Annotated in this window: 14 protein-coding genes; 11 read left to right on the forward strand and 3 right to left on the reverse strand. The window is 75.6% G+C overall.

What is annotated here, in order from left to right; all coding sequences use genetic code 11:
• Window positions 1-244 precede the first annotated feature (244 nt).
• The 5 genes from ACIRQY_RS29465 (at window position 245) to moeZ (ending at window position 7,031) form a co-directional block, all read left to right on the forward strand.
• Window positions 245-2,053 (forward strand): glycosyltransferase, encoded by a 1,809-nt coding sequence (locus tag ACIRQY_RS29465; RefSeq protein WP_403930815.1) that lies wholly within the window; start codon window positions 245-247, stop codon window positions 2,051-2,053.
• 13 nt (window positions 2,054-2,066) lie between these two features.
• Window positions 2,067-3,914 (forward strand): hypothetical protein, encoded by a 1,848-nt coding sequence (locus tag ACIRQY_RS29470; RefSeq protein ID WP_403930817.1) that lies wholly within the window; start codon window positions 2,067-2,069, stop codon window positions 3,912-3,914.
• Window positions 3,915-4,092: 178 nt separating this feature from the next.
• Window positions 4,093-5,064, forward strand: a complete 972-nt coding sequence (locus tag ACIRQY_RS29475) for an NAD-dependent epimerase/dehydratase family protein (protein WP_351781639.1) — start codon at window positions 4,093-4,095, stop codon at window positions 5,062-5,064.
• Window positions 5,052-5,789, forward strand: coding sequence for a spherulation-specific family 4 protein (locus ACIRQY_RS29480; protein WP_351781641.1), 738 nt, complete (start codon window positions 5,052-5,054; stop codon window positions 5,787-5,789). The genes ACIRQY_RS29475 and ACIRQY_RS29480 overlap by 13 nt, the downstream gene beginning before the upstream one ends.
• 63 nt (window positions 5,790-5,852) lie before the next feature.
• Window positions 5,853-7,031, forward strand: coding sequence for an adenylyltransferase/sulfurtransferase MoeZ (moeZ, locus tag ACIRQY_RS29485; RefSeq protein ID WP_351781643.1), 1,179 nt, complete (start codon window positions 5,853-5,855; stop codon window positions 7,029-7,031).
• A 99-nt stretch (window positions 7,032-7,130) separates the two neighbouring features.
• Here the strand turns inward: moeZ and ACIRQY_RS29490 are convergent, their stop codons facing one another.
• Window positions 7,131-8,708: an alpha/beta hydrolase gene (locus tag ACIRQY_RS29490; protein WP_403930819.1), complete on the reverse strand. Its 1,578-nt coding sequence runs from the start codon at window positions 8,706-8,708 to the stop codon at window positions 7,131-7,133.
• 398 nt (window positions 8,709-9,106) lie between these two features.
• Entirely contained in the window at window positions 9,107-11,752 is a 2,646-nt protein-coding gene (locus ACIRQY_RS29495; RefSeq protein ID WP_351781647.1) for a lysylphosphatidylglycerol synthase transmembrane domain-containing protein, read from the reverse strand.
• Between the two features lie 180 nt (window positions 11,753-11,932).
• On the opposite strand from ACIRQY_RS29495, the gene ACIRQY_RS29500 reads away from it, so the two are divergent.
• From ACIRQY_RS29500 to nudC, 6 genes are all read left to right on the forward strand, one after another.
• Window positions 11,933-12,298, forward strand: a complete 366-nt coding sequence (locus ACIRQY_RS29500; protein WP_366440184.1) for an MGMT family protein — start codon at window positions 11,933-11,935, stop codon at window positions 12,296-12,298.
• Window positions 12,299-12,792: 494 nt separating this feature from the next.
• Window positions 12,793-16,647, forward strand: a complete 3,855-nt coding sequence (locus ACIRQY_RS29505) for a UvrD-helicase domain-containing protein (protein WP_403930821.1) — start codon at window positions 12,793-12,795, stop codon at window positions 16,645-16,647.
• Window positions 16,648-16,847: 200 nt separating this feature from the next.
• Complete coding sequence (locus ACIRQY_RS29510; RefSeq protein ID WP_351781653.1) at window positions 16,848-17,657, forward strand: hypothetical protein; 810 nt, start codon at window positions 16,848-16,850, stop codon at window positions 17,655-17,657.
• Between the two features lie 254 nt (window positions 17,658-17,911).
• The gene (locus ACIRQY_RS29515; protein WP_403930823.1) at window positions 17,912-21,784 is read left to right on the forward strand and encodes a UvrD-helicase domain-containing protein; all 3,873 of its coding nucleotides are present in this window, start codon (window positions 17,912-17,914) and stop codon (window positions 21,782-21,784) included.
• Between the two features lie 10 nt (window positions 21,785-21,794).
• On the forward strand, window positions 21,795-23,213 hold the full coding sequence (locus ACIRQY_RS29520; RefSeq protein ID WP_403930825.1) for a dipeptidase: 1,419 nt from the start codon (window positions 21,795-21,797) through the stop codon (window positions 23,211-23,213).
• A 35-nt stretch (window positions 23,214-23,248) separates the two neighbouring features.
• Window positions 23,249-24,196, forward strand: a complete 948-nt coding sequence (gene nudC, locus ACIRQY_RS29525; RefSeq protein ID WP_351781659.1) for an NAD(+) diphosphatase — start codon at window positions 23,249-23,251, stop codon at window positions 24,194-24,196.
• Window positions 24,197-24,444: 248 nt separating this feature from the next.
• Here the strand turns inward: nudC and ACIRQY_RS29530 are convergent, their stop codons facing one another.
• Window positions 24,445-24,699, reverse strand: coding sequence for a glutaredoxin domain-containing protein (locus tag ACIRQY_RS29530; protein ID WP_351781661.1), 255 nt, complete (start codon window positions 24,697-24,699; stop codon window positions 24,445-24,447).
• Window positions 24,700-24,827 lie beyond the last annotated feature (128 nt).

Below are 24,827 nucleotides of genomic sequence, written 5' to 3' on the forward strand. Positions count from 1 at the left end.
CCCCCCCCCCCCCCCCCCCCCCCCCCCCCCCCCCCCCCCCCCCCCCCCCCCCCCCCCCCCCCCCCCCCCCCCCCCCCCCCCCCCCCCCCCCCCCCGCCCCCCCCCCCCCCCCCCCCCCCCCCCCCCCCCCCCCCCCCCCCCCCCCCCCCCCCCCCCCCCCCACCGCAGTCTCCGCTTACGTTCGTCCCGCTGCGAGTCGCCTGACCGGAGGCGGCCGCCGTCAAGGGAGATCGGGGGTGCACACGTGCGGATCGGACTGCTCACGGAGGGTGGCCACCCGAACGCCACGGGTGGCTACGGACGCTGGTGCGAACGGCTCGTACGCGGCCTCGGGCAGCACCAGTTCGACCTGTACGCCCAGGGAGCCCCCGGCCGCACCTCGCCGCTCCCGCCGAACGCCCGCCTCGTCCGCACCGCCCCCTCCGCCGCCCCCGGGACCGACCCGGCGGCCGGGAACCTCCTCGAACGGACCGCGTCCGGCGGCCGGGCCGCCCGCCGCGCGTACGGCCGCCGCGACCGGCACCGCTTCACCGAGGCCCTCCACCTGCTCGCCACCGGCCTGTGCGCGGAGGAGACCGGGGGCGCGCGGGACGGCGGAGAAGCAGGGGACGGCGGAGAGCGGGACGGCGGGTACGCCGGGGGCGCACGGCACCTCGGGGAAGCCCGGTACGCGGGGGGCGCGCAGCCTCTTCACCAGGCCGGGACCGCGACCCGGTACCCCGGGGAAGAGGCGCCGGACGCCCCCGAACCCGCCTTCGCCACCGGGCTCCACGCCCTCGCCGACCTCGCCCGGGAGCGCGGCGGACTCCCCGGCGCGCTCCGCTCCGACGACGCCGTCCGCGTCCTGGAAGCCGCCTGCCGCGCCCCCGGCGCACGCCGGGGCGCGGCCGCCGCCGCACTCCCCGACCACCTCGCCTTCGCCGAGCACCTCGCCCACGTCCTGCGGCCCCTCTCCTTCGACTGGTACGACGAGGACGCACTGGGCGCCGCCGACCTCTGCCACGCCACCGCCGGAGGCACCACCGCCCTCCCCGGGCTCCTGGCCAAACGCTTCTTCGGGACCCCGCTCCTCGTCACCGAGTACGGCGTCCCCCTCCGCGCCCACTACCTCTCCACCGAGGGCGCGGGACACTCCGCGCCCCTGCGCACCCTGCTCGCCGCCCTCCACGGCGGGCTCTCCGCCGAGGTCTACCGGCGGGCCGACCTCCTCACCCCGGGCAACGCCCACGCCCGCCGCTGGCAGGAACGGTGCGGCGCCGACCGGGCCCGCGTCCGCACCGTCCACCCCGGACTGCCCGCCGACCGCTTCGCCGAGACCGGCGAGAACGAGGAGAGCGGCGACCCGGCCACCCTGGTCTGGGTCGGCCGCGCCGAACCCGCCAAGGACCTCGTCGGCCTGCTGCACTCCTTCGCCGAGATCCGCTCCCGACAGCCCGACGCCCGGCTGCGGATCGTCTCCGTGCCCGTACGGGACCCCGGCTCCGCCGCCCACCTCGCGCACTGCCGGGGGCTCGCCGCCCGGCTCTTCCCCGACGAGGCACCCGGCGCGCACGCCGTCGGCGAGAACCCGGTCTCCTTCGCGGAACTCGGCGGCCCCGAGGCCCCCACCCTGGAGGACACCTACGCCTCCGGCGCGGTCGTCGTCCTGTCCAGCGTCGTCGAGGGCTTCCCCGCCGCACTCGTCGAGGCCATGTTCTGCGCCCGCGCCACCGTCTCCACGGACGTCGGCGCCGTCGTCGAGATCATCGGCGGCACCGGTCTCGTCGTCCCCCCGCGCAATCCACGGGCGTTCGCCGACGCCTGCCTGGCGCTCCTCCGCGACCCCGACCGCCGCCACCGGCTCGGCGCCGCCGCCCGCGCCCGCGCGCTCGAACTCTTCACCGTCGAACAGAACCTGGCCGCGTTCCGCGGCATCTACCTCGAACTCCTCTCCCACGCGCCGGTCCGCCGCCCCCGGGACGGCGTGCTCTTCGCCCACCCCGCCGAGGCGCACGTACCGGGCAGCTGGGCGCACCGGACCGTGACCGCGGGGACAGGAGCCCCCGATGCCTGAAGGAGGCACCCCCATGCGCGGCTCCGCCGCCCCCACGAGCCCCGGAGCCTGGGACGCCCGCTCCGAGGCCCTCCTCGGCACCCCCGCCCCGCCCCACGGCGCCGCCGGGACCCACGACCGCCGCGGCGCGGAGAACCCCCTGGACACCACCCCGTCCGGGATAGCCCCGCCCCCGGCACGGACCGCCCCGCCCTCCGGACACCACCCGCCCGCCCCGACCCACCCCCACGAACACCCCGCACACCCGGCGCCCGCCACCGAGCGCCCGCCCGCGCCCGCCCCGCCGACCGGCACCACGCCCGCGCTCCCGGCCGCCGCCGCGCACCCGGCCGCCGCCCCGCGCCGCGCCGCCGTGCCCGCGCTCCCGGCCGGTGGGCCGTCCGCGCGGGGCCCCCGGCCTGAGCCGACCCGGTCCGCGCATCCGGCCGACGCAGGGTCCGTGCCCCCCGCCGAGGCCCGGTCAGGTCCGGGTATCCGGCCCGGCTCGACCACCTCCGGGTATCCGGCCGATGCCGTGCCCGCGCCCCCGGCCGACAGTTCGCGCGCGCCGGGCGACCCACCCGCGACGGCCCCGTCCGTACCCGCGATGCCCCCGTCCGCGCACGCGACCGGCACCCCGTCCGCGCCCCCCGCCGACGCACCGTCCCCGCCGGGCCACCGGCCCGGACCGGCCGTCCGTCCCGGCCCCGCTCCGGCCGGGCGCCCCGCCGCCGTCGAGCCCCCGCCGGGCCACCGGCCGGACGCGGCCGGGTCCGGCCGTCCCGCCGACGCCCCGCCCGCGCGTCCCGCGACGACGCGGCCCGTTCCCCACCCGGCGCCCGCCCGCCCCCGGCAGGGCCCCGCCGATCCCGTCAAGGTGCTGCTGCACCGGCAGCGCGAGCTCTGCGCGCGGGCCGTCGACCCCCTGGAGATCGCCGCCGGACTCGAAGCGCAGGGCTTCACCGACCGCACCGCCGCCCGATTCCGGCACCGTGACGTGTTCGCCCTCGCCGAAGAGCTCTACGCCCGTGTGCCGCAGAGCGACGAGCCCCCCGCACCCCCCGCGCCCGAGCCCCCCCGCCCCGACGCCTGGCTCCTCGGGGCCCTCGCGCCCGGCGCCGCCGCCGCCCTCACCTGCACCGGCCTCGCCCTCACCGACGGCCCCGCCCGTACCGCGACCGGCGCCGCCGGAGCCCTGCTGCTCACCGGAGCCCTCCTCCTCACCGCCCGGCGCGGCCCCTTCCGCGCCCCCGGAGGCCACCGGGTCCCCGCAGCCCCGCTCTGGACCCTCTGGCTCCTCGCGTACGCGGTCGGCGGCGACGGCCTCCTCACCGCGATCCTCAGCGGCGGACCCGACGGCCCCTGGGAGCTCAGCACCGGCCCCCTCCTGGGCCTCGCCCTCGCCGTCGCCCCCGCCGCCTGGTGCGCCCGCCTCTTCGCGGACCGGGCCCGCCGCCGCGTCACCCGCAGCCGGGGCCTCGCCGACTTCGCCGCGGGCATCCGCCCCCTGCTCGTCGGCACTCTGACCCTCCCGCTCCTCGCCCTCACCGCCCTGCTCACCCTCACCGGCTTCAGCCCCGGCGCCCTCGCCCTCGGCGCGCTCCTCCTGTTCGCCCGGCTCCTCACCGCACACGGCCACCCCGGGACGGCCGCCGCCGCCCTCGCCGCCGCCTGCGCCGCCGAGGCGCTCGCCCTCACGAGCGTCCTCGCCTCCCGCCTCCCCCTCCCCGGCTTCGACGCCCTCGCCGCCCCGGTGCGCGCCGTCGTCGACGCCTGGGGTCCCGGGGCCGTACCCACCCTCGTCTGCGGCGCCGCCGCGCTCGGCCTGCTGGCCCACGCGACCGGCTCCCTCGTCCGGGCCTCGGCCCACGCCACCCGATGACCACCGCACGGAAGGCCCGGCGACCACGGCGACCACCACCCCGCGGAACCACCCCCCGCCCCCACGGAGCCGACGCCGCGGGCACACCCCGTCACCCCTCTCACCACCCCGCAAGGAGACCGAAGACCATGACCCCTCAATCCCCAGCACCGGCCGGTCGGCACGAAGGGGCCGCACGATGAGGGTGCTACTGCTCGGAGCCAACGGCTTCATCGGCCGCTTCGTCGCCGACCGGCTGCTCGCCGACCCGGCCGTACACCTCACCGCGCTCGGCCGGGGCGACGACGCCGATGTGCGTTTCGACCTCGCCTCGGGCAGCCCCGGCGCGCTCACCCGCTTCTTCGACGCCGTCCACCCCGGAGTCGTCGTCAACTGCGCGGGCGCCACCCGGGGCGGCGCCCGCGACCTGACCCGGCACAACACCGTCGCCGTCGCCACCGTCTGCGAGGCCCTGCGCCGCAGCGGCTGCGGCGCCCGGCTCGTCCAGGTCGGCTGCTCCTCGGAGTACGGCCCGAGCCAGCCGGGCTCCTCGACCGCCGAGGACGCCGTGCCGCGCCCCGGCGGCCCGTACGGGGTGTCCAAGCTGGCGGCCACCGAACTCGTCCTCGGCTCCGGGCTCGACGCCGTGGTCCTGCGGGTGTTCTCCCCGGTCGGCCCGGGGACGCCCGCCGGTTCGCCGCTCGGACGGCTCGCCGAGGCGATGCGCCGGGCCATGCAGGCGGGCGACGGCGAGCTGAAGCTCAGCGGTCTCGGGGTGCAGCGGGACTTCGTGGACGTCCGGGACGTCGCCCGGGCCGTCCACGCCGCCTCGCTCTCCGCCGCGCAGGGCGTCGTCAACATCGGCACCGGCCGCGCGGTCCGGCTCCGGGACGCCGCCGGGGTCCTCGCCCGGGTCGCCGGCTACTCCGGCAACCTGCACGAACTGGACGCCCCGCACGGCATCCCGCAGCGCCCGATGATCGGCGCCCCCCGCACCGAGGGGACCATCGCCGACCAACTGGCCTCCGCGCCCTACCCGTACCCCGACGGCTGCGGCCCCTGGCAGCAGGCCGACGTGCGGACCGCCCGGGACCGGCTCGGCTGGCGGCCCCGGATCAACCTGGAGGAGTCGCTCGCGGACATCTGGATGGAGGCCGCGTGCCGCATCTGACGGCGACCGGAGCCGTCCAGGCACTGGGGGTGGGCGTGCCCGGCTACGCCCACCCCCTGCTCGCCCCCGTCGAGTGGGGCGAGCTGACCCGCCCGGGGACCCCGCTGCACTGGGCCGTGCTCAATGTCGCGGACGGGCCGGGCAGCCGTCCGGACCCGCACTGCCTGGCCGCGGCGGGACGCGCGCGCAACGCCGGGGTACGGGTCCTCGGGCACCTGGACGCCGCGTACGGCTCCCGGCGCTTCGGGGAACTGGTCTCGGACGCCCAGCGCTTCCTCGACTGGTACCGGGTGGACGGCTTCTACCTGGACCGCTGCCCCTCCGGCCGACCCGACCTGGGCGGGGTGCGACGGCTCACGGCGACCCTGGAGGCGCTCCTCGGGGGCACCTCGCACCTCGTCCTCGGGCACGGCACCCACCCGCACCCGGGGTACGCGGAGGCGGCCGACCAGCTGGTGACCTTCTCCGGCGCCTGGGCGGACTACCGCTGGTCGCAGGTGGCGGAGTGGACGGCGGAGTACACGGAGGCCACGTTCGTCCACTTCGTGCACGGCGTCCCGCGCACACATCTGGAGGAAGCGCTGCGGATCGCCCGCTGGCAGGGCGCCGGGACCATCTTCTTCACGGACCGGACGGGGCCGCCGGGACAATCCGCCCCATTCCACTCGCTGCCCGGCTACTGGGACGAAATCGTCTCGCGGATCGGACCGGGTGTCTCGGAATGAGAAGGGGCGTGGCAGTGTTACGGGGAGAACAACCGTACTGACATACCGACAACCGGAGTCCCCGTGTCGCTGCCACCCCTGGTCGAGCCGGCTGCCGAGCTCACCGTAGACGAGGTCCGCAGGTACTCACGCCACCTGATCATCCCGGACGTCGGGATGGACGGGCAGAAGCGGCTGAAGAACGCCAAGGTGCTCTGTGTCGGCGCCGGTGGGCTCGGCTCCCCGGCGCTGATGTACCTGGCCGCCGCCGGCGTGGGCACGCTCGGCATCGTGGAGTTCGACGAGGTCGACGAGTCGAACCTCCAGCGCCAGATCATCCACAGCCAGGCCGACATCGGCCGTTCCAAGGCGGCGTCGGCGCGCGACAGCGTGCTCGGCATCAACCCGTACGTGAACGTGGTCCTGCACGAGGAGCGGCTGGAAGCCGACAACGTGATGGACATCTTCGGTCAGTACGACCTGATCGTCGACGGCACCGACAACTTCGCCACCCGCTACCTGGTGAACGACGCCTGCGTGCTGCTGAACAAGCCGTACGTCTGGGGCTCGATCTACCGCTTCGACGGCCAGGCGTCCGTCTTCTGGTCCGAGCACGGTCCCTGCTACCGCTGCCTCTACCCGGAGCCCCCGCCGCCGGGCATGGTCCCGTCCTGCTCCGAGGGCGGCGTCCTGGGCGTGCTCTGCGCGTCCATCGGCTCCATCCAGGTCAACGAGGCCATCAAGCTCCTCGCGGGCATCGGCGAGCCCCTCCTCGGCCGTCTGATGATCTACGACGCCCTGGAGATGCAGTACCGCCAGGTGAAGGTCCGCAAGGACCCCGGCTGCGCGGTCTGCGGCGAGAACCCGACCGTCACCGAGCTGATCGACTACGAGGCCTTCTGCGGCGTCGTGTCCGAGGAGGCCCAGGAGGCGGCGCTCGGCTCCACGATCACTCCGAAGCAGCTCAAGGAGTGGATCGACGACGGCGAGAACATCGACATCATCGACGTCCGCGAGCCGAACGAGTACGAGATCGTCTCCATCCCGGGCGCGCGTCTGATCCCGAAGAACGAGTTCCTGATGGGCACCGCCCTCCAGGACCTCCCGCAGGACAAGCGGATCGTCCTGCACTGCAAGACGGGTGTCCGCAGTGCGGAAGTCCTCGCCGTGCTCAAGTCCGCGGGCTTCGCGGACGCCGTGCACGTCGGCGGCGGCGTGATCGGCTGGGTCCACCAGATCGAGCCCGGGAAGCCGGTCTACTAGACCGCGCCCCGGAAACCGGCCCACCGGCCGGTGCTGCGCAGGGCCCGGACCTCCCCGTGGGGTCCGGGCCCTTTTGCCGTCCCCGCGCGGGGCGGCGGGCTACGAGGAGCAGACCGTGTCGGCGGCGGGGACCTTCCCGTCGAGGAGGTAGGCGTCGACCGCCTTCTTCACGCACGCGCTGCCGCTGTTGTAGGCGCCGTGCCCCTCACCCTCGTACGTCAGCTCCACGCCCACGCCCGGCCCCAGCGCCTTCACCATCGACCGGGCCCCCTCGTACGGCGTCGCCGGGTCGCCGGTGTTGCCGACGACCAGGATCGGCGCGGAGCCCGGCGCCGACACGTCCGGGTGCTCCCACGTCCCGGCCACCGGCCACGAGGAGCAGCTCGCCAGGGCCCAGCCCATGAAGTCGCCGAAGACCGGCGAGGCCTCGCGGAACTGCGGCAGTCGCTCCTTGGCCTGGTCGAGGGTGTAACGCTCCTTGTAGTCGACGCAGTTGATGGCGGCGTTCGCGGCCTGGATGTTGCTGTACGAGCCGTTCTGGCCGCGCCCGTTCATCGAGTCCGACAGGGCGAGGAGCAGGGCTCCGTCGCCGCCGTCGGCCGCGTCGAGCCCCTGCTCCAGATAGGGCCAGAACTCCTTCGAGTACAAGGACTGCGCGATGCCGTTGGTGGCCTGGGTCTGGGTCAGCTCGCGGTCCCCGATGCCGGGGATCGGCTTCTTGTCGAGGGACGCCAGGAGGTCCGTCACGAAGGACTCGACCTCGGCGACGGACGTGCCGGGCAGGGTGCACCGGTCGCCGCGGTCCACACAGTCCTGGGCGAAGTTGTCCAGGGCGAGCTGGAAGCCCTTCGCCTGTCCGAGGGCGCCCGCCTCCACGCCCGCGTCCGGGTCGACGACGGCGTCGAAGACGGCGCGGCCCACGTTCTTCGGGAACAGATGGGCGTAGACGCCGCCGAGTTCGGTGCCGTACGAGATGCCGAAGTAGTGGAGCTTCGCGTCCCCGAGGACCTGGCGCATCAGGTCCATGTCCCGGGCCGCGTTCTCGGTGCCGACGTGCGGCAGGGCCGGGCCCGAGTCCTTCCGGCAGCCGTCCGCGTACTTCTTCTGCGCGTCCGCGAGGGTCTTCTCCTCCGCAGCGTCGTCGGGGGTGAAGTCGAGGGCGTAGTACGCGTCCAGCTCCTTGTCGGTCAAGCATTCGACCGGGTCGCTGCGGCCGACCCCGCGCGGATCGAAGGAGACCAGGTCGTAGCGCCCGCGCAGGGTCTCGTAGTCCTTGGCGAAGGAGGGCAGCCCGGTGAGGCCGGAGCCCCCGGGCCCGCCGAAGTTGAAGACGAGCGAACCGATCCTCTGGTCCTTGTTCCTGGCGCGGGCCCGGATGAGGGCCAGCTCGATCGTCCGGCCCTCCGGCGCCGACCAGTCGAGCGGGGTCTGCAGGAAGGAGCACTCCCAGGCGGTGTTCCCGGGCAGCGGGGAGGGCGCGGGTCCGCCGCCCTCGGCGGCCGACGGCGCCGGGCAGGGGTTCCAGGACAGCTTCTGCGAGGCCAGCGCGGACAGTCCGCCGCTGCCGGCCGGGTTCGACGGTTCCGCCGCCTTGTCCCCGCCGTCCGAGCAGCCGGTGGCGAGCAGCACGGTGGTGGCGGTGAGCAGGGCGGCGCGCTGGGCGGCGGAGATCGGCATGGGTCCATGGTGGGCCGCCGTCCCCGGACCCGCTCGGGACGGAGGTCCAAGTGGGCGAGGGCGACGGCGACGGCCCGGCCCGGCCTGACCCGGCCGAGCCCCAGCCCGGCCGGGGCTAGGGCCCGTCTGACCATTCCCGCCTGCCTCACGACGCCATGCACGCACTCTCGGCGCACCGGCCCCAGACCCACGTACGTCCAGTACGCGGGCCTGGGGCCAGCACGCCGAGAGCACGCACCTGACGCCGCGCGGCCGCCCTGCGGGCGACGACGGGAATGGTCAGACAGGCCCTAGGGGACCCGGCCGGGTGGCATCCGGCGCCCGGGACCGGTCCGTCCGGTGCTCGCGGCCCGTCCGGGGAGTGTCCCGCGGCCGGGACCTGTCCGGGTGGCGTCCGGCTACAGCGCCTCGCGCTTGGTCAGCCAGTTGAAGCAGATCCACCCCGGGAGCACCGGGAGCCAGAGCGTCAGCAGGCGGTACAGCAGCACCGCCGGGGTCGCCACCTCGATCGGCAGGCCCACGGCCACCAGACCGAGGGTGAGCGCCCCCTCGACCGCGCCGATACCGCCGGGTGTCGGCGCTGCCGAGCCCAGCGCGTTGCCCGCGAGGAAGACGACCGCCACGCTCGCGTAGCTGACCGTCGCCGTCCCGTGCCCGAACGCCCGGATCGAGGCGTCCAGACAGAACACGAAGGTGGCGGTGAGGAGCAGCATCCCCCCGATGCCGGTGAGCAGCTTCATCGGCCGTTGGAGCACGTCCAGCATGCGCGGCACGACGCCCGCGAACAGCGACCGCAGCCGGGTCGAGACGAACTTGCGCATGAACGGGATGGCCGTCACCACCAGGACGAGCACCGCGACCGTCAGCAGACCGGCGATGACCGTCCGGGAGGGGGTGAACGACTGCGACTTCTCCGTCCCCGTCAGATAGCCGAAGGAGAGCAGGAGCAGGATGTGCGCGCCCAGGCCGAAGAGCTGCGAGGCGCCGACACTGGCGACCGCGAGTCCCGGGCGGACGCCCGCGCGCTGGAGGAAACGGGTGTTCAGGGCGACCCCGCCGACCGCCGCCGGAGCGACGATCTTCACGAACGAACCGGCGACCTGCGCCACCACCGTCCGCCGGAACCCGACCCGCTCCGGCACGAAGCCGAGCAGGCTCATCGCCGCCGCCACATAGCTGAGCGCGGAGAACAGCACCGCCGCCGCCACCCACCGCCAGTCGGCCTCGCTGATCGTCGACAGCGGCGTCCGGGCGATCTGGGACAGCAGGAAGTACGCGGCGACCGCGCCCGCGATCAGACTGAGCAGCGTCTTCGGCTTGATGCGTTCCAGCCGTACGGGTTCCACCGGGGCCTGCGGGCGGATCAGCAGCACCTGCTGCCGGATCTGGGCGAGCAGGTCCTCCTCGCGGGCCTCGTCCAGCGCGGTGTCCAGCGCCTTCTTCTCGGCCTTCTTGTCCGCCTTCTTCTCGGCCTTGGTCTCCGCCTGCACGGCGGTCCCGCTCGTGGTGGCCTCGGCCGCGTGGACCTTGGCCAGCTCCCGCTCGTGCTTGGCCGCCTCCGAGGCGGCGAGCACGGCCTCCCGTTCGCGGGCGGACCGCTCCCGGGCCAGCTTCCGCAGGGTCGCGCGCGTGGCGCGGCTCAGCGCGATCGGCTGGAGCAGCGGCAGACAGTCGGCGACGGCGTCGGGGCCGAGCACCTCGACGGCGGCGGCGACCGCCCGGCCCGCCCCGACCCGCAGCCCGAGGGTGGTGAGCAGCTGGGCGATGTCCATCCGCAGGACCAGATCGCCCGCCGCGATCTCGCCGCCGCGCAGATCGGTGAGGATCACCCGGCCGTCACGGTCCACCAGGATCGCGTCCCCGGTGAGCCTGCGGTGGGCGATCCGGCGCGACTGGAGCGCCCGCACCTGCCGGAAGGTGCTGTGGACGAGCTCGTCGGTGATCTCGTCGTCGTCGAGCGAGTCCAGACAGCGCCCGCCGGTGTGCTCGTACACCAGCATCACGGCGTCCGGGCCGAGCTCCGAGGTGGCGATCAGCTTCGGCGCGTTCGCCCCGGCGGCGATGGCCGCGTACGCGAGGAGCGCCTCCTGCTCCAGGGCCTGGCGCAGCGAGACGATCGAGCGGCGGGTGGTGATCGTGCGCAGGCTGATCCGCTGCCACGCGCGGTAGAAGAAGCCGTGCGCCTGCTGTTCCCGGTCGACGACGGTGACGTCGAGCGGGGGGCCGTCCTCCAGGGTCACGATGTAGCGGCGGCCCCGGTCGCCGTTGTCGGCGGAGTCGGTCGTCCCTTCGGAGCGCAGCGCCGTCACCGGCCGGAAGCCGACCCGGCGCAGCCCCGCGAGCAGGGTCTGGCCGGTGGGCCGGACGTTGGGTGAGCCGACCGCGTAGAGCGTGCCGTACGCCACGGTCCAGCCGATCAGGACGGTCAGGATGATGGAGAGGGCGGTGGTGTACCCGGCCACCAGCATGGTGAAGGCGTCGAGCAGCAGCACCGCCCAGAGCAGGACCCGCCAGCGGGGTCTGCGGGCCATGCCGACGGCGGTCATGTAGGCGATGACCGGCGCCAGGTAGTTGTGCACCGGGTCGGTGAGCCCGCCGCCGGACTGCGGCTGGGTCAGCGCGTCCTGGATGGTGCCGGGCGCCGCCTGGGCGACCCAGAGATCGGTGGCGAGGGTCACGCCGTGCGCGAGGACGGCGGCGAGGACGCCGTCCGCGATCCGCAGCCCGTCCCGTTTGATGAGCCGTTCGATGGCGAAGGCGACGGGGACGAGCAGGACGGCGATGGAGGAGACCAGACCGGCGATCTTGACGAAGACGTCGGGCGCGCCGACGGCCCCCTTGTTGATGTCCTCCTCGAGGCCGGAGGTCGTCGCGTGGGCGAACGCGGCGACGGCGATGACGAGCCCGATCGCGAGCAGACCGCCCAGCAGCCGCATCAGGTCGGAGGGCCGGTGGACGCGGGCGGCGAGCAACGGCTCGTCGCCGGAGACCCGCTCGGACACGTCGGACCGGTCCTCCTCCGGAGGCTGAGTGTCCTGGCCCATCACCTTGTCCGTCCCTGCGCGTGCGTCGTGTCGGCCTTGTTCATCCGCGCGTACGCGTTCGTGCACTCGTTCGTGTACTTGTCGCTCTTGATCTCGTATCACCAGTCACCGCCCGCACGATGGTGGCATGAAGAGCCGCTGCGCGGAGGCATCAGGGCCATGTCGGTGGGGTGAGGCAGGATGGGGCGGATGAGCATGGAGGAACCCGTGGGGGAGACCGGAGAACTGCCCGAGTACGCGGAACGGGTGCTCGACGTCGCCGACGGCATCCCGCCCGGCCGGGTGATGACCTACGGGGACGTCGCCGAATGGCTGGGCGAGGGCGGGCCCCGTCAGGTCGGCCGGGTCATGGCCCTGTACGGCGGGACGGCCCCCTGGTGGCGGGTGGTCCGCGCGGACGGCACCCTGCTCCCCGGGCACGAACTGCGGGCCCTCGGCCACTACCGCGAGGAGGGCACCCCGCTGCGCGGGGCGGGCCCGGCGGCCGAGGGGCACGTGCCGAGGATCGACATGCGGCGGGCCCGCTGGGACGGAACTCACACCTGAGCGGCCCGGCCGGGCGCCCGCACGGCGGACCGGCCACGGAGTCCGCGCCCCGGACCGCGGACCGCACCTCGCCCGCGCCCCGTTTCGCGTACCGTCGAGGTTCGCGTCCTCCGGGACGACGCCCGCGCCCGCCGGGGCGGACGGCCCGGCTGCTCCGGCGGCCGGTACGTCCTCCGGGGCGGGCCGTGCGTCTGTCACGGTGGCCCGCGCCTCCGTCAGGGCGGGCCGCGTGCCCGCCGGGGCGGTGCGCGCGTCCACCGGAGCGGGCCGTGCGTCCGCCACGGTGGTCGGTGCGTCCGCCGAGGCGGGCCGCGTGCCCGCCGTCGTGGTCCGTGCGTCTTTCCGGGCGGTCGGTACGTCCTCCGGGACGGCCACCGCGGCTGCCGGGAGGGTCCGTACGTCCACCGGGACGGCGGGCCCGCGGACGCGACGGCCGACCGGGGCGGACGACCGCCTCACCCGCACCACCACTCCCACCAGGACCGGCGACCCACGTGAGTACCTCCTCGACCACCCGGCGCGTACCGCCGTACCAGGGACAGCCGTACCCGGGGCCGGGACGGCAGCGGACCCCGGGCGCGTACCGACTGGTGCGCACCACGCCGGCCCCGAAGGATCCCCCTCAGCTGGACGCAGCCCAGCGCGAAGTGGTTGACCACACCGCCGGACCGCTCCTCGTCCTCGCCGGACCCGGCACCGGGAAGACGACCACCCTGGTCGAGTCCGTCGCCGCCCGGGTGGAGGGCGGCGCCGACCCCGAACGCCTCCTCGTCCTCACCTTCAGCCGCAAGGCCGCCGTCGAACTCCGCGACCGCATGGCCGCCCGGCTCGGTGGCCGCCGCCCGCCGCAGGCCACCACCTTCCACTCGTACTGCTACGCCCTGATCCGCGCCCACCAGGACGCCGAGCTCTTCGCCGAACCGCTCCGGCTGCTCTCGGGCCCCGAGCAGGACCTCGCGGTGCGCGAACTGCTCGCCGGTCACATCGACCTGGAGAAGGCCGGGCTCGGCAGCATCCGCTGGCCCGACGAACTCCGCGCCTGCCTCACCACCCGGGGCTTCGCCGACGAGGTGCGGGCGGTCCTCGCCCGCTCCCGCGAACTGGGCCTCGGGCCCGACGCCCTCGGCCGCTTCGCCGAGCGGGTCGGCCGCCCCGACTGGAAGGCCGCCGCCGGGTTCCTCGCCGAGTACCTCGACGTCCTCGACCTCCAGGGCGTCCTCGACTACACGGAGCTGGTGCACCGGGCCGTCCTGCTCGCCGGGACCGTCGCGCTGCCCGCGTACGACGCCGTGTACGTCGACGAGTACCAGGACACCGACCCGGCCCAGGTCCGGCTGCTGCACGCGCTCGCGGGCGCCGGGCGCCGGACGGTCGTCGCCTTCGGCGACCCCGACCAGTCGATCTACGCCTTCCGGGGCGCCGACGTGAACGGCATCCTGGACTTCCCCGAGTCCTTCGGCGGCGGCGGTCCCGGGGACGTCCGCGTCCTGCGCACCGCGCGCCGCTCCGGAGCCGCCCTGCTCGGCGCCACCCGGCAGCTCGCCCAGCGGATGCCGCTGCACCGGCTCCCCGCCGACAAGGTCCGCGCCCACCGGGACCTCGCGCCGGTCCGGGACGGCGGCCGGGCGGAGGCGTACACCTACCCCACGGCGTCGGCCGAGGCCGAGAACATCGCCGACCTGCTGCGCCGCGCCCACCTGGAGGACGGCGTCCCCTGGCAGGACATGGCCGTCCTCACCCGCGCCGCCGCCGCCCTCCCGTCCCTGCGCCGCGCGCTGACCTCGGCGGGCGTTCCCGTCGAGACGGACGCGGCGGACACCCCCCTCCGCCACGAACCGGCCGTCGCCCCCCTGCTCCTCGCCCTGCGCGCGCTGGCGACCTCGGACCCCACGGGCTCCCGGCCGGGAGCCGGGGAATCCGCCGCAGGCCCGGGAGCCGCGGGGGGAACGGGCTCCGGCGAGGTGCCGGGCCCTCCCGGAGCCGAAAACGGCGGTACGGGCTCCGCCGGGGGCACGGTCACGGACTCCGCCGAGGGTCCGGGCTCCGCCGGAGCGGCCGTAGGCGGTACGGCTACCGGAACGGTCGGCCCGGCGGCCACCGAGGCCACCGGAGACACCACCGCGTCCGGCCCGGTCAGCTCCAGCCCGGTCAGCTCCGACACGGCCGGGTCCGATGCGGCCGGGTCCGACGGCCCGGCAGCCCCCGGGGCCCACGGCGGCCCGGCCCCCGACGGCGGCCCCGTCGGACCGGACGGAGACCCGATCCCCGGCGGATGCGCGGACTCCGGCGCGGGTCCGGCCCCGGCCGCCGGAGCACCGGCCGACTCCGGCGCGCCCGACGACACCGCTGGGCCGGGCGACCCCGGCGTGCCCGACGACACCGCTGGGCCGGACGGTCCCGTCGCGTCCGACGGCACCCCCGGTCCCGCCCGGTCCGTCGCGCCCGTCGCGCCCGGCGGCACGGGCGGGACCGCCGGATGGCTCCCCGTCGAGACCGCGCTCGAACTGCTCGCCTCGCCGCTCGCCGGGGTGGACCCCGCCGATCTCCGACGGCTCGGACGGGCCCTCAGGGACGAGGAGCGGGCCGCGGGGAACAAGGTTCCGCCGCCCTCCGACGTCCTGCTCGCCCGAGCCCTCGCCGAGCCCGAGCGGCTCGTCGCGCACGACCCCTCCTACGCGCGGGGCGCCCAGCGGCTCGGCGACCTGCTGCGCCGCGCCCGTACCCTCCTCGACGGCGGCGGCACCGCCGAGGAGGCCCTGTGGGTGCTGTGGAACAACACCCCCTGGCCCGGCCGCCTGGAGCGCGCCGCCCTCCGCGGCGGACCCGCGGGCCGCAACGCCGACCGCGACCTCGACGCCGTCTGCGCCCTCTTCGAGACCGCCGCCCGCGCCGAGGAGCGCGTCGGCGGCCGGGGCGTCCTCAACTTCCTCGAAGAGCTCGACGCCCAGGACATCGCCGCCGACACCCTCACCCGCCGCCACACCCGCCCCGACGCCGTCCGGCTGATGACCGCCCACCGCTCCAAGGGCCTCGAATGGCACCTGGTGGTCGTCGCCGGGGTCCAGGAGGGCCTCTGGCCCGACCTGCGCCGCCGGGGCTCCCTCCTGGAGGCCGACCGCATCGGCCGCGACGGACTCGCCGAGCCCCTCACCCCCGGCGCCCTCCTCGCCGAGGAACGCCGTCTCTTCTACGTCGCCGTCACGCGCGCGCGTGACCGGCTCGTCGTCACCGCCGTGAAGGCCGCCGCCGAGGACGGCGACCAGCCCTCCCGGTTCCTCACCGAGCTGGGCGCCGAACCCAAGGACGTCCCCGGCCGCCCCCGCCGCCCCCTCGCCGTCTCCGCCCTCGTCGCCGAACTGCGCGCCACCACCGTCGATCCGGCGGCCTCGCCCGCGCTCCGCGACGCCGCCGCCACCCGGCTCGCGGAGCTGGCCGCGCTCACCGACGACGACGGCCAGCCCCTGGTCCCGGCCGCGCACCCGGACCGCTGGTGGGGCCTGACCGAACAGACCCGCGCCCCGGCCCCGCTGCGCGACCGCGAGCAGCCGGTGGCCCTGTCGCCCAGTTCCCTGGAGAACCTGGTCACCACCTGTTCCCTCCAGTGGTTCCTGGGCCGCGAGGTGAAGGCCGACGCCCCCGCCACGGCCGCCCAGGGCTTCGGCAACGTCGTCCACGTCCTCGCCGACGAGGTGGCCTCCGGCCGCACCCCCGCCGACCTCGACGTCCTCATGGCCCGCCTGGACTCCGTCTGGGACGCCCTCGCCTTCGACGCGCCCTGGAAGTCGGCGCAGGAGAAGGCCCACGCGCGCGCGGCCCTCGAACGCTTCCTGAGCTGGCACGTCACGGACCGGGGCGGCCGTACCCCCGCCGCCTCCGAACACGGCTTCGACGTGACCCTGGCGGCGGGGGAGTACGAGGTCCGCATCCGCGGCTCCATGGACCGCGTCGAGACCGACGAGCAGGGCCGCGCGTACGTCGTCGACTTCAAGACCGGCAAGTCCGCCCCGACCCGCGACGAGGTCGCCCGGCACCCGCAGCTCGCCGTCTACCAGCTCGCCGTCCGCGAGGGCGCGCTCGACGGGGTCCTCGACGGGCCGCGGCCCGAACCGGGCGGCGCCGAACTCGTCCAGCTGCGCCAGGGCGCCCCGAAGAAGGAGGGCGGCGACGCCCTGCCGAAGGTCCAGGCGCAGGAGCCGCTCGCCGGGGAATGGGTCGGCGACCTCCTCGCCCACGCGGCGGGCCGGGTCCTCGACGAACGCTTCACGCCCACCACCGGACAGCACTGCGCGACCTGTTCCTTCCGGGCCTCGTGCAGCGCCCGCCCGGAGGGCCGCCAGGTCGTGGACTGACCCGGCCGGGCCTCCCGTACGGTACGACCGGCCCCGCCGGGCACCTCGTGCGGTACGACCGGCCTTCGCCGGACCGCCGCCCGCCCGGGTCCGGTGTCCGGGTGTCTGGGCGTCTGGGTGTCCGGGTGTCCGGGTCGCGGGCCCGCCCGCCCCGGGAGACCCTGGTGGACAGTGCTCGGGGAAACCGCGAGGAGGCTCGCATGGCGTCCCACCGAAAGCTCCGCGCCGCCGCCGTCGTCTGCGCCGTCGCCGTCCTGACGGGTCCCGCACCCGTGGCGGCCTGGGCGGCGACGGGCGGCACACCGGCCGCCGCACCGACGGCGGTGGCACCGTCGCCCGACCCGTTCGCGGGGCTCACCGCCGACCAGATCGGCGACCGGGCGGTCACCGCGACGCAGTCGGCGACCTCCCTGCGGATGACCGGCCGCCTCGTCGCCGGCGGCCAGCCGCTCGACATCGACTTCGCCGTCGACAACCACGACGAGTGCACCGGCACGATGAGGGTCGGGGGAGGCACCGCCGAACTCCGCAAGCTCGACGGGATCACCTATCTGAAGGGCGACGCCGCCTTCTGGCGCACCTCCATGACCTCGCAGGGGATGGCACCGGCCCAGATCGACGCCACGATCGAACTGGTCAAGGGCCGCTGGCTGAAGATCACCCCCGGGCAGCAGGGCAGTGCCGACCTCGGCGGGGTCTGCGACCTGAAGGGGCTCCTCGCGGACCTCGGCAAGGACAAGGCGGGACGCCAGGGCCTGACCCGGGGGCCCGACGCCGAGGTCGGCGGCACTCCCGTCGCCACCCTGGTGAAGAAGAACCCCGGCGGGGAGACCACCACCGTCTCCGTGTCCCGCGAGGGCGCGCCGTACATCCTGAAGACGGTGAAGGCGGGCGGCGCGGAGCCCGGCACGCTGGTGCTCTCCGCCTACGACCAGCCCGTGAGGGTGGTCGTCCCGCCCGCCTCCGAGACGGTGGACCTGGCAAAGCTCGGCCAGGGCACCTCGGCCTGACTCCGACCCTGACCCTGTCCCCGACCTGACCGCGATCCCGACCTGACCGCGATCCCGACCCCAGGCCGATCCGGTCGAGGCGGGCCGGGCCGGGTCGGGCCTGGCCGGGTCGGACCGGGATCGGGAGGCAGCCCGCGCGGCCCCGGTCCGGCCCGACCGGGTGCCCCTGGCACCTCCCGGCCGTCCCCGGTCCGGCCCGGCCCGTGTCCCCGCCCGCGCCCGTGTTGTCCGAGGTCCGCGTTAGCCTCTTTGGGGTGACCTCACGCATCACCGATCCCGAGCAGCTCAAGGAGCTCCTCGGCATCCCCTTCACGCCGGAGCAGACGGCCTGCGTCACCGCGCCGCTCGCCCCGCAGGTCGTCGTGGCCGGAGCGGGCTCGGGCAAGACGACGGTGATGGCCGCCCGGGTGGTCTGGCTGGTCGGGACCGGGCAGGTCGCCCCCGAGCAGGTCCTCGGCCTCACCTTCACCAACAAGGCGGCGGGCGAGCTGGCCGAGCGCGTCCGCACCGCCCTCGTCCGCGCGGGCGTCACCGGCCCCGGCACCTCCCCGGCCCCCGGCCTGCCGCCGGGCCCCGCCGGCCCCTCAGGACCCGCCAGTCACACCGAACCCGCCAGTCCCACCGGGCCGACCGGCCCCTTCGGACCCGTCAGCCCCACCGGACTCGGCGGCCCCACGGTTCCCCCCAGCCCCTTCACGCCCCCCGGCCCCCCGGCCCCACCGCCCGGCCCCCCGGCCGCACCCCCCGGCCTCGACCCCGACGCCGTCCCCGGCGAGCCCCGCATCTCCACGTACCACGCGTTCGCCGGGCAGCTCCTCACCGACCACGGCCTCCGCATCGGTCTCGAACCCAGCTCCCGGCTCCTCGCCGACGCCACCCGCTACCAGCTCGCCGCGCGCGTGCTGCGCGAGGCGCCCGGCCCCTACCCGGCCCTCACCCGGTCGTTCCCCACCCTCGTCACCGACCTCCTCGCCCTCGACGCGGAGCTGGCCGAGCACCTCGTACCGCCGGACCGGCTCAGGACGTACGACTCCGAGCTGCTCACCGCCCTCGCCGACGCCCGGCTCAGCAACGCCGAACTGCGCAAGGTCCCCGACGCCGCCGCCGCCCGCCGGGAGCTCCTCGGCCTCGTCGTCCGCTACCGCGCCGCCAAACGCTCCCGCGACCTCCTCGACTTCGGCGACCAGATCGCCCGCTCCGCCGAGCTGGCCACCACCCGCCCCGAGGTCGGCGAGATCCTCCGCGCCGAGTTCCGGGTGGTGCTCCTCGACGAGTACCAGGACACCTCCGTCGCCCAGCGGCTGCTGCTCTCCGGACTCTTCGGCCAGGGCCCCTCCGGCGGCCCCACCGGGCACGCGGTGACCGCCGTCGGCGACCCCTGCCAGGCCATCTACGGCTGGCGCGGCGCCTCCGTCGCCAACCTCGACGACTTCCCCGAGCACTTCCCGCACCGGGACGGCAGCCCCGCCGACCGCTACTCGCTCTCCGAGAACCGGCGCAGCGGCGGCCGGCTCCTCGACCTCGCCAACGGCCTCGCCGCCCCCCTGCGCGCGATGCACGCGGGCGTGGAGGCGCTGCGGCCCGCGCCCGGCGCCGAGCGGGACGGCACCGTACGGGTGGCCCTGCTGTCCACTCACGCCGAGGAGATCGACTGGCTCGCCGACTCCCTCGCCCACCTCGTCCGCACCGGCCGCGAACCCGGCGAGATCGCCGTCCTGTGCCGGACCGCCACCGACTTCCCCGCGATCCACGCGGCCCTCGTCGCCCGGGACGTGCCCGTGGAGGTCGTCGGGCTCTCCGGACTGCTCCACCTCCCCGAGATCGCCGACCTCGTCGCCGTCTGCGAGGTCCTCCAGGACCCGGGGGCCAACGCCTCTCTGGTCCGGCTGCTCACCGGCCCCCGCTGGCGCATCGGCCCCCGCGACCTCGCCCTCCTCGGCCGCCGCGCCCGTCTCCTCGTCCACCGGGGCGGCGAAGGGCCGGACCCCGAGCAGCGGCTCGCCGCAGCCGTCGAGGGCGTCGACCCGGCCGAGGTCGTGTCCCTCGCCGACGCGCTCGACACCTTCCTGGACTCCGGCGGCGCGGCCGACGACGGCCTGGCGTTCTCCACCGAGGCCCGGGTCCGCTTCGCGCACCTCGCCGCCGAGCTGCGCTCCCTGCGCGGCTCGCTCGCCGACCCCCTGATGGACGTGCTGCACCGGGTGCTCGGCGCGACCGGCCTGGAGGTCGAGCTGTCCGCCTCGCCGCACGCGCTGGCCGCCCGGCGCCGCGAGACCCTCGGGCACTTCCTCGACGTCGCCGCCGGTTTCGCCTCGCTCGACGGCGAGGCGAGCCTCCTCGCCTTCCTCGGCTTCCTGCGGACCGCCGTCCAGTACGAGAAGGGCCTCGACAACGCGCTGCCCGGCGGCGAGAACACCGTGAAGGTCCTCACCGCCCACAAGTCCAAGGGCCTGGAGTGGGACGTCGTCGCCGTCCCCGGTCTGGTCACCGGCCAGTTCCCGAGCGCCCGCGCCCGCGAGTCGTGGACCTCCCAGCCGCAGGTCCTCCCGCACGCCCTCCGCGGCGACGCGCCCACCCTGCCCGGCATCGACAGCTGGGACGCCAAGGCGCTGACCGCGTTCAAGAACGAGATGCGGGACCACCAGCACACCGAGGAACTGCGCCTCGGCTACGTCACCTTCACCCGCCCCCGCTCCCTCCTGCTCGGCTCGGGCCACTGGTGGGGACCTTCGCAGAAGAAGCCCCGGGGCCCCTCCGACTTCCTGACCGCCCTCTACGAGCACTGCCTGGCGGGCCACGGCGAGATCGAGGAGTGGGCGGACGAGCCGGAGCCGGACACGGAGAACCCGACGCTGGCGGACGCGGACCGCGACCGGGCCTGGCCGCTGCCGCTGGACGAGGAGTCGTTCCGGCGCCGTCGGGCCGCGGCGGACCTGGTACGCGACCGGCTGCGCACCCTCACCCAGGGAACCGGAGCCCCCGGCCTCCCGGCCGCCGCCCCCGGGAATCCCGTACGGGACGAGGACCCCGCCCGGCCGGACGAACCCCGCTGGGACGAGGACCCCGCCTGGGCGGACGAGCCCCGCTGGGACGAGGAGCCCGTAGGGGAGGAGGACGAGGAGACCCTCCCCGAGGACGCCCACGCGGACGCGGTGCCCGCCCCCCGGGACCCGGCCCCGCCGACGGAACCGCCCCCGGGCACGCCGCCCCCGGAGCCGTACACCGCTCCCCGGCCCCCGGAGCCGTACGCCGGTGGCGCCCCCGGGCACGCGTCCGGGGCCGTCCCCGAGACCTCTCGGGGAACCCTCAGGGACACCCCTGAGCGCGCCCCCGGGCACGCGCCCGGGGACGCCCTCGACGCGCCCCCCGGCCTCACCCCCGAGGACGCCCGGACCGTCGCCTCCTGGGACCGCGACCTCACCGCCCTCACCACCGAGCTCCGTCGCGCCCGCGCCACCAGCCGGGACGTCGTGCTCCCCGCGTACCTCTCCGCCTCCCAGGTGCTGCGGCTCGCCGCCGACCCCGACGGCTTCGCCCAGGAGCTGGCCCGGCCCATGCCCACCGCGCCCCAGCCCGCCGCCCGCCGGGGCACCCGCTTCCACGCCTGGGTGGAGTCCCGGTTCGAGGAGCTGCCGCTGCCGTTCCTCGGCCCCGAGGAGCTGCCCGGCGGGGAGGACTTCGCGGGCGAGCCGGAGATCCTCGACGAGCGGGACCTCGACGAACTCAAGGAGGCCTTCGCCCGCACCCCGTACGCCCGGCGCACCCCCCACCGCGTCGAGGTCCCCGTCCACCTCACGCTCGCCGGCCGGGTCGTCCGGGGCCGGATCGACGCCGTCTACCGGGACCCCGAATCCGGCGCGTACGAGATCGTCGACTGGAAGACCAGCAGACACCGCACCGCCGACCCCCTCCAGCTCGCGCTCTACCGGCTGGCCTGGGCCGAACAGCACGGCCTCGCCCCCGAGGACGTGGCCGCCGCCTTCGTGTACGTGCGCACCGGCGAGGTCGCCCGGCCCGCCCGGCTGCCCGGCCGCGCCGAACTGGAGGCGCTGCTGCTCGGCACGGCACCCCCGGACGGCGCCGCGGACGCCCTCCTGAGGAGCGGGGCACCCCCCGGCGCCGGATAGGCTCGGGGGTATGAGCGAGACCCCGGACAGCGCCGTCCACGCCGTACGCACGTACATCGAGCAGCACCGTGCCGCCTTCCTCGACGACCTCGCCGAGTGGCTGCGCATCCCCTCCGTGTCCGCCCAGCCGGACCGGGCCGGGGACGTACGGCGCAGCGCCGAATGGCTCGCCGCCGCACTCACGGAGACCGGCTTCACCACCGCCGAGATCTGGGAGACCGAAGGGGCCCCCGCCGTCTTCGCCGAATGGCCCTCCGACGACCCGGAGGCGCCGACCGTCCTGGTCTACGGCCACCACGACGTGCAGCCCGCCGCCCGCGAGGACGGCTGGCGGACCGAGCCCTTCGAGCCGACCGTGATCGACGGCCGGATGTACGCGCGCGGCGCCGCCGACGACAAGGGCCAGGTGTTCTTCCACACCCTCGGCGTCCGCGCCCACCTCGCCGCCACCGGCCGCACCGCCCCCGCCGTCCACCTCAAGCTGCTCGTCGAGGGCGAGGAGGAGTCCGGCTCCCCGCACTTCCGCGCCCTGGTCGAGGCCCACGCCGAGCGGCTCGCCGCCGACGCCGTGATCGTCTCCGACACCGGCATGTGGTCCGAGACCACCCCCACCGTCTGCACCGGAATGCGCGGCGTCACCGACTGCGAGATCGAGCTGTACGGCCCCGACCAGGACATCCACTCCGGTTCCTTCGGCGGCGCCGTCCCCAACCCGGCCACCGTTGCGGGCCGGATCGTCGCCGCCCTCCACGACGCCGACGAGCGCGTCGCGATCCCCGGCTTCTACGAGGGCGTGACCGAACTCACCGAGGCCGAGCGCGCCCTCGTCGCCGAGCTGCCCTTCGACGAGGCGGCCTGGCTGCGCACGGCGAAGTCGCACGGCACCCTCGGCGAGGCGGGCTTCACCACCCTGGAGCGGGTCTGGGCCCGCCCCACCGCCGAGGTCAACGGCATCGGCGGCGGCTACCAGGGCCCCGGCGGCAAGACGATCGTCCCGGCCTCCGCCCAGCTCAAGCTGTCGTTCCGGCTGGTCTCGGGACAGGACCCGGACAAGATCGAACTGGCCGTACGGGACTGGCTCGCCGGACTCGTCCCCGAGGGCATCCGGTACGGGATCGTCTTCGGCGCCCCGACCCGCCCCTGTCTGACCCCGCTCGACCACCCCGCCCTCAAGGCGGTCGCCGGGGCGATGAGCCGCGCCTTCGACGGCGCCAAGGTCCGCTACACCCGCGAGGGCGGATCGGGACCGGCCGCCGACCTCCAGGACGTCCTGGGCGCGCCCGTCCTCTTCCTCGGCATCTCCGTCCCGTCCGACGGCTGGCACGCCCCCGACGAGAAGATCGAGATCGGTCTCCTCATGAAGGGCGTCGAGACGACCGCGCACCTGTGGGGCGACCTGCCCGCCGCCCTCCGCACCGCCGCGCGCTGAACCCACACACCGATCCGGGGGAGTTGGAAGCACCTGTGAGCCCATTGAAGAACGTGCCGCCGGACCGCCCGATCTCGCTCACCGCCCCGAGCGGCATCGACCGCTCCGCCCACCACCGCCTGGACGAGGCGTGGCTCGCGGCCGCCTGGAGCCACCCCACCACCCGGGTCTTCGTGGTCTCCGGGGGACAGGTGCTCGTCGACGACCTGCCCGACGGCACCACCGCACTCGTCATGACCCCGGCGTTCGAGGCGCCGGTCACCGAGACCCACCGCTACTTCCTGGGCACGGACGCCGACGGCGTCTCCTACTTCGCGCTCCAGAAGGACTCCCTGCCGGGCCGCATGGACCAGTCGGCCCGCCCCGCCGGGCTGCGCGAGGCGGGGCTGCTGCTCTCGGACCGCGAGGCGGGCCTGATGGTGCACGCCGTGGCCCTGGAGAACTGGCAGCGCCTGCACCGCTTCTGCTCGCGCTGCGGCGAGCGGACCGTGATCGCCGCCGCCGGGCACATCCGCCGCTGCCAGGCCTGCGGGGCCGAGCACTACCCGCGCACCGACCCCGCGGTGATAATGCTGGTCACCGACGAACAGGACCGGGCGCTCCTGGGCCGCCAGGTGCACTGGCCGGAGGGCCGTTTCTCGACCCTGGCCGGTTTCGTCGAGCCGGGCGAGTCCATCGAGCAGTCGGTGGCCCGCGAGGTCTTCGAGGAGGCGGGCGTCACGGTCGGCGAGGTCGAGTACATCGCCAGCCAGCCCTGGCCGTTCCCCTCCAGCCTGATGCTCGGCTTCTTCGCCCGCGCCTCCTCCGCGGAGATCACCGTGGACGGCGAGGAGATCCACGAGGCCCGCTGGTTCTCCCGCGAGGACCTGACCGCGGGCTTCGAGTCCGGCGAGGTGCTGCCCCCGTACGGCATCTCGATCGCCTCCCGCCTGATCGAACGCTGGTACGGCAAGCCGCTCCCGAAGCCGGGCGACCTGGTCTGAGCCGCCGGTCCGGGCCCCGGCGCGCGCGAGGGGGCCCCGGGCGGGCGGGGAGGCCAGGACCCCCGGAGCGGGCGAGGAGGCCCGGCCTCCGGGCCGTGCTCCGGTTCCGGACACGGAAAGAACCCCAGGCCGGTGGCTCGCGCCCCGGCCGGGGGTTCTGTCACGCCTCCCGCGCCCGGTGAACCGGGGGGACGGCGTACCCGAGGGGACCGACGCGTCCCGAGGGGCCGTCCGGAAGAGGGATCGGGTCAGGCGGCGAGAGCCTGCTTGACCTGCGCCAGGCTCGGGTTCGTCATAACCGACTCGGTACCCGAGGGGGCGACCACCAGCAGCGTGGGAACGGTCTGGTTGCCACCGTTGGCCTTTTCGACGAACGCCGCCGAATCGGGGTCCTGCTCGATGTTGATCTCGGTGTACGCGATGCCCTCGCGCTCCATCTGGCTCTTCAGCCGACGGCAGTAGCCGCACCACGTGGTGCTGTACATCGTCACAGTGCCCTGCATGGCGAGGCGCTCCTCTTGGTTCGCTGACGGGTGCCAGAAGAAGAACGTACGCCGTGTCCGTCCCATTCCCGGCATTCGTATGACCGGCGGTGCTCCCCTGTGGACAAGCCTCCGCGTCCCCCTCGCCG

It is taken from the genome of Streptomyces sp. NPDC101490, assembly GCF_044767145.1.
In the GTDB taxonomy this organism is placed as follows: domain Bacteria; phylum Actinomycetota; class Actinomycetes; order Streptomycetales; family Streptomycetaceae; genus Streptomyces.

Excerpts from the sequence above, each read along its gene's own strand:
- ACIRQY_RS29470 (WP_403930817.1), top strand. The coding sequence starts at position 2,067 with ATGCGCGGCTCCGCCGCCCCCACGAGCCCCGGAGCCTGGGACGCCCGC.
- ACIRQY_RS29475 (WP_351781639.1), top strand. The coding sequence starts at position 4,093 with ATGAGGGTGCTACTGCTCGGAGCCAACGGCTTCATCGGCCGCTTCGTC.
- ACIRQY_RS29490 (WP_403930819.1), bottom strand. The coding sequence starts at position 8,708 with ATGCCGATCTCCGCCGCCCAGCGCGCCGCCCTGCTCACCGCCACCACC.
- ACIRQY_RS29495 (WP_351781647.1), bottom strand. The coding sequence starts at position 11,752 with ATGGGCCAGGACACTCAGCCTCCGGAGGAGGACCGGTCCGACGTGTCC.
- ACIRQY_RS29500 (WP_366440184.1), top strand. The coding sequence starts at position 11,933 with ATGGGGCGGATGAGCATGGAGGAACCCGTGGGGGAGACCGGAGAACTG.
- ACIRQY_RS29510 (WP_351781653.1), top strand. The coding sequence starts at position 16,848 with ATGGCGTCCCACCGAAAGCTCCGCGCCGCCGCCGTCGTCTGCGCCGTC.
- ACIRQY_RS29520 (WP_403930825.1), top strand. The coding sequence starts at position 21,795 with ATGAGCGAGACCCCGGACAGCGCCGTCCACGCCGTACGCACGTACATC.
- ACIRQY_RS29530 (WP_351781661.1), bottom strand. The coding sequence starts at position 24,699 with ATGCAGGGCACTGTGACGATGTACAGCACCACGTGGTGCGGCTACTGC.